The following is a 5,882-nucleotide window of genomic DNA, read 5'->3' on the forward strand; positions in this document are numbered from 1 at the left end:
TACTTAGTTTATAATATATAAATTATTTATTCTAGTTAATCTAAGACTCTTAGACTCTAAGATTTTTAAAGGAGTTTATATATATACATTTTATGTATATATGTTTTCTTTTTCTTTTTTTCTTTTTGCTTCTTTTTCTTTTTTTCTTTTTCTTTGTTAAAAAAAGAAAATTTTAAAAAAAGAAAAAATTTAAATTTTTTTGTAAACAAATTTCTTTTTTTGTGTTATCATATTTGTAATTAGTAAATAATTTGATTCTAATTTTTAGAACAAATTTCGTTTTGAAGTAGTTATATTTTAGTGGAACATAAATTATTTTTTTATTTCTTTTTCTTTTTCTTTGTCTTTGTTAAAAAAAAAAAATTAAAAATTTTTTTAAACAATTTTCTTTTCTGTGTTATTATATTTGTAATTAGTCAACAATTTAATTTCTAATTTTTTAGAAATGTTGTGACTCTTTTAAAACAGTTCTATTTTTTTAATTAAATTTAATTAAATTGAGGTATTTATTTGTGTTTTATTTTTAAATAAACTAGATATTATATTTAAGATTTTTCAATATTAATTATCTAAAAAACTAAAAAATATAAAGTTTGTTTGGTTATTTTTATGAATTATTATTTTTTAAAATTTTTTTTTTATTTTTAACTTTCTTTATTATTAAAATTTTAAAATTAATTGTAATCACACAAAAATTAAATATAAAAATATGTTTGTCTTTTTTTCAGAAATCAAAAAAAATAGTATTTTAATTATTAATTTATTTAAAATTAAAATACTATTTTTTTATTTTTATTTTGTTTGAAAAATAAATTTTTTAATTTTAAAAATGAAATAAACTTATGTATATAAATTCATTAATTTCTTCTAAATTATATATTTTCTTTTTTTGTATTTCTTTTTCTATTGTTTATAAAAAAATAATTGAAAATTGTTTTTAATTTTAATACAATTTTTTTAATTTTTCTATTTTATTTTTTAAAATCCATCTTTTTATTTGCAAAATTAATTTTGAAAATAAAAATGATTTGATAGTTTAAATTTTTTAAATTAGGGTCATAAAAAAGTTGAAAAGAAATAAATTATTTTTAATATCTATTTAAGTTTGTTTTTTAAAATTATTCACGAAAATCAGAATCACAAAGTTTAATTAAATTAAATCTTTTAAGTATATTATTGATATGTAAAAATAATTATTATTTTTATTTTTTATTTTTAAATTGATTCAGTTAATTTAACATTTTTAATTACAAATTATTAATTTTAATTTGATAATTTGAGTCTTTTTTATTTAGTTATTTGAATAAAAGACAAATTATACTAATAAAATTTATTTTTATATGAATTTAAAAAAAATGAAATTTAAAAATTTTATACCTTTTATTTATATTTTTTATTTATACTTAATTAAAAGGAAGAAAAATTAAAAAAACATTTATGTTAGTGAATTTCATACTAAATTCAACTCCAACTTTTATTTTTTAATTTGATTTATTTAATATTTATTTAAGAAGGGAATTTGTATTTAAAAAGAATTTTTAATGATTAAAAAAAATAAAAAAAAATTATTTATCTTTATCTTTATTTCTTTATTATTAGTTCTTTCTATCCTTTTATATTTTAAGTTTCATTTAGCGAAATCTGATGAAAAAAGAGAAAGATCAAATACAGAAGAAATATATAATACGAGAGTTGAAGTACTTCCAGAAATTCTTTTACAAATGAAAGAAAATAAAAATATTTTTGATCAAAATAATAATGAAGAAAAGTTCAAAATCAAAAGATTTTGCGATACAATTAAAGAAATAACCAATCAAATATATTCTTTGAACACAAAAAAACAAAATTTAGAAAATGATAAAAAAAATTTAGTAGATAGAGAAATTAATTTACTTAAAGAAATATACAACAAAAAAGGTACACAAACAGATAGTTATAAAAATGAATTAATTAGATTAAAAATAAATTTAAAAAAAATAGAATCTGAAATAAAACCAATCCTAATAGAAATTGAAAATTTGGAAAAAGCAAAAAAAGAAAAACAAAATTCAATAGAAAAAATTTATAAAGAACGAGATAAGAAATTAAAAAAATTAGTATCATCGATTGATAAATTTTGTCGTAATATAAAAACAAGATTATTTTACATATATTTGGATAAAATGTTTAAATATAAAGAAGAATTTAATTTTTTTCTAAATAAATTAGAAGAAAATTTAGAAAAAAATTTATCTAGTCGTGAATATGATTTAAAAGGTTTAATTTGTGATACAAAATTAGTTTTAATTCAAATGGAAAAATTTTTAAATAAATTTAAAAAAATAGGTTTAGATGCTAAATATGATAATGAAAAAAGTGATTTTTATAAAATAACTAATTTGATAGAAAGTAAAAGTATAGAATATTTACCTGATTATGCAACTTATTTTATATCTAAGGTTTTCCCTAATAATAAACCAATACATCTTCCAAGTTGGAATAATTTAAAAGACAGATATTTTACATCAGAAGAATTGAATTTAAATAATTTTTTAGATGAAAGTTATCATTATTATTTTGAAAGATCTGGTTCAGACTCGCAAATAACTAAAGTTAATTTAGAAGAAGATGGAAAATGGCATTATTATCAAATAGAAAAATTTAAAAATCAATTTCCAAAATTATCAGAATCAGAAAGAAAAATATTTGAATCAGAGAACTCTTTAAATATAGATACTCCAAATAAACAATCAGAGTTATTGAATGAAGAAAAATCAAATTTAGAAGATTTCATCCTTTTTCAAGGACAAAAAATATTAGAAGATGAACAAAAATTTCTAAGTGAAATAAGAGAAGTTTTACCTTCTTTAAATGGAGAATATGAAGCTGACAGGGATTTATCATCTTTAAGATTAGAGAATCAATTAAATGATTGTCTGAATTGTGACAATCTTAAAAAAAAAACATTTAAATTTGTATTTCCTTTGGGTTTAGGAATATCATTACAAAAAATTAATTTTTTAGATGAAAAAGAATTTAATCGAGAAACTTTTCAAGAAGATATTTGTAATTTAAAAGAATTTTTAAATCAAATTATACTTGGTTTTTGTGAATTGAAAATGTTTAAAAATTACTAAAAATTAAAAATTTTATATTTTTGTTATTTGTTAATAATACATTTAAAGAAAGAAGAAAATTGGTATATATAAATGAATTTTATAAAGAGTTTTAAGAAACCCAAAAAAGAAATTATTAAAAAAATCTTTTTAATTTTTTTTATTATAATTTTAACAGGAATTACTATTTTTAATTTATTTGAAAATTTACGAAATAAACAAAAAATTCAAAAAATGACTGAAAATATAAAAGATGATCAAAATTCAGATTTTTCATATTTAGACAAATTAGAAAAAGAAGATGAACAATTTTTATCAAAATTAAAAAAAAGAATAGAATTATTACCACCATTTGATAGAGAAGAGTTATTAAAATTATATGATAAAATAGAGAAAGTTAAAAAAAATAATATTTTAGATAAAAAAATTCGTTCTATATTTGAAAAATGTAAAAATACAAAAGGAATACACGAAGATCAACAATTTTTGACAGTAATAGCTGAAAAATTTTTATTATGTTGTGATATTTTAAAAGAAGAAAAAAATAAATTTAATAAAGATTTAGAATTAGAAGTAAATAGAAAAAAAGGGTTTGAAGTCGCAAATTATATTAATGAAAATGAAATAAGACTAAAAGAAATAGAACAAGGTAGAGAATTTCTAAAAAATTATGCTTTTATTTTAGGTTCATATAATTTCGCTTCTACAGAAATAGAAGAACAATTGCTAATTATTGAAAAAGATGATAGTTTACAAAAAACTCTATTAAAAGATTTTGATACCAAATCTTTGCAAATTACAAATCAGTTAAAAAGAATTAGTGATATGTCTTCAAGAAAAGATAGAATTCCAAAAATGTTTAACCGATTTTTTTAATTAAGAATTAAATAAAAAATTAAAAAAAATTAATTAAAAAGGATTTTTTTGATAATTCAAAAAGGGATTTTTTATAATGCAAAATAAAAAACAATTTATAATTGTTGTTATATTAACAGCTTTTACATCATTATTGATTTTTCTGTTTTTAATAGAAAGAATAATTGAAAAATTGGAACCATTATATAGTAATGCTAATTCAGAAATAGATAATCCAAAAAACTATGATGATGAAGGCATAAATACAGAAAAAAATTCATCTAATAATAGTCTAAAAGATTTATTTACTCCATCTGAAATAAATTATGAAGGTTTTAAGACATACGATGACATTTATGGTTTGGAAGAGCAAGTAAAAAACATAAAAAAAATAATGGATAGATTTATTAATCAAGATAAATATTATTTTAAAAAAGGAAAAAATGATAAAGGTAGATATATAGCTTTTAATCAATCTGAAACTGAAACTACTGAATTACCTAAAGGTGTTGTTTTTTTTGGTCCTCCTGGTACTGGTAAAACTCTTTTGGCTAAAAGTATTGCTAAAGAAACTAAAATGAATTTTTATACAATAACTCCTAAACATAGTATTCAAGAGATAGAAGGTGTATTTACAAAAGCAAGAAATAATAGTCCTGCAATTATTTTTGCTGATGAGGCGGAAGAAATAGTAAAAAGTAGAGATGGAACTATTGCTTTGGAAGAAGGAGATGCTAAAAAAACAGATTTGATTTTAGCCGAATTAGATGGTGTTAAAACTGATAAAGATAGACCTATTTATTTTATTGCAGCTACTAATCATATTGATAAAATTGATAGCGCAATAAAATCTCGTTTAGACAAAATATTTATAGGTTATTTTAATAAAGAAAAAAGATTAGGGTATTTGCGATTGATTGCATCACAATATAATATTCATCCTGAATCATTTTCTTATTTAGAAAAAATTGCAGAAAAATTTAATGTAGCCTTAAAAGAACCAGAAAAATACGCTGCTCAAATTACACTTAATGAATGGTATATTCCTGCGATAGGCGAAAATGAAGATAAAGAAAATTTAAAAACTTTAGATGAATTATTATCAGAACAAGAATTTCAAGAAAAATGTAAAAAAGTATTTTCGAATGATGCAGAATATACAAAAAAATATGTTCAACAAAAATATAATAAAATTAATGATGATTCTAAATACTTTATGTTTTTGCAAAATTTAGAAAAAGTAAAAAAACATTTTTATGATATACAATCTGGTAGAAAATTAGAAATGTTAATTACTAATGCGGTTAACAATGCAGGTTATTATAAACATGATTTTATAACAAATTCAGATTTAGATGAAGCATTGGAAACATATTTAGGTTTTGAAACAAATAAACAAAAATAATATTATGAAAAAGTGAAAAAAACTTGGTTAATTGAAAAATAAAAAAAAGATGATATTATTAAAAAAAATGCTATTATAAAAAAATAATAATGATAATATTTTAATAAAAGCAACATAACTTTATTCGAAATCAACTCTGATACAATTGTCAAAGTTAAAGCAAATTCAGATGATTTTATAGGAGAGTAATAGTTTATTTTTTCAATTATTATATATTATATAAAAAGGAAAATATGTTTGAAGATGATATTTAGTTTATTAAAATTTTCTAAAAGAAATAAATTCTGTATTATAAAAAATGTTATTTTATTTATATTAATTATATTTTTAAACACGTTTTTTTTAAATTTGGTTTTAGCTTTTCCTTCTGAATCGAAATTTAATAATGTTCCTGAAACACCACCAAGAGAAAAACAATTAAGAGAAAGAAGAGAAGAAGAAGAAAGAAGGTTGGCTGATTCAACAGAAAATATACATAGTCAAATTCCTTTTTCTTCTCTAAATAAACCTTCCGAAGAAACACCAAG

At 18.7% G+C, this 5,882-nt stretch carries 4 protein-coding genes; all 4 read left to right on the forward strand.

Annotated elements, in window-relative coordinates; all coding sequences use genetic code 11:
* The first annotated feature begins 1,541 nt into the window (after positions 1–1,541).
* Complete coding sequence (locus Q8777_RS00005; RefSeq protein WP_318676338.1) at positions 1,542–3,116, forward strand: hypothetical protein; 1,575 nt, start codon at positions 1,542–1,544, stop codon at positions 3,114–3,116.
* A 72-nt stretch (positions 3,117–3,188) separates the two neighbouring features.
* The gene (locus Q8777_RS00010) at positions 3,189–3,971 is read left to right on the forward strand and encodes a hypothetical protein (RefSeq protein WP_318676337.1); all 783 of its coding nucleotides are present in this window, start codon (positions 3,189–3,191) and stop codon (positions 3,969–3,971) included.
* A gap of 76 nt (positions 3,972–4,047) precedes the next feature.
* Positions 4,048–5,355: an AAA family ATPase gene (locus Q8777_RS00015; protein ID WP_318676336.1), complete on the forward strand. Its 1,308-nt coding sequence runs from the start codon at positions 4,048–4,050 to the stop codon at positions 5,353–5,355.
* A 243-nt stretch (positions 5,356–5,598) separates the two neighbouring features.
* Positions 5,599–5,882, forward strand: a 284-nt coding sequence (locus Q8777_RS00020; RefSeq protein WP_318749428.1) for a hypothetical protein, incomplete at its 3' end; no start/stop codon positions are given.

Origin of the sequence: Candidatus Phytoplasma stylosanthis (assembly GCF_032886435.1) — a bacterium.
In the GTDB taxonomy this organism is placed as follows: Bacteria; Bacillota_I; Bacilli_A; order Acholeplasmatales; family Acholeplasmataceae; genus Phytoplasma; species Phytoplasma stylosanthis.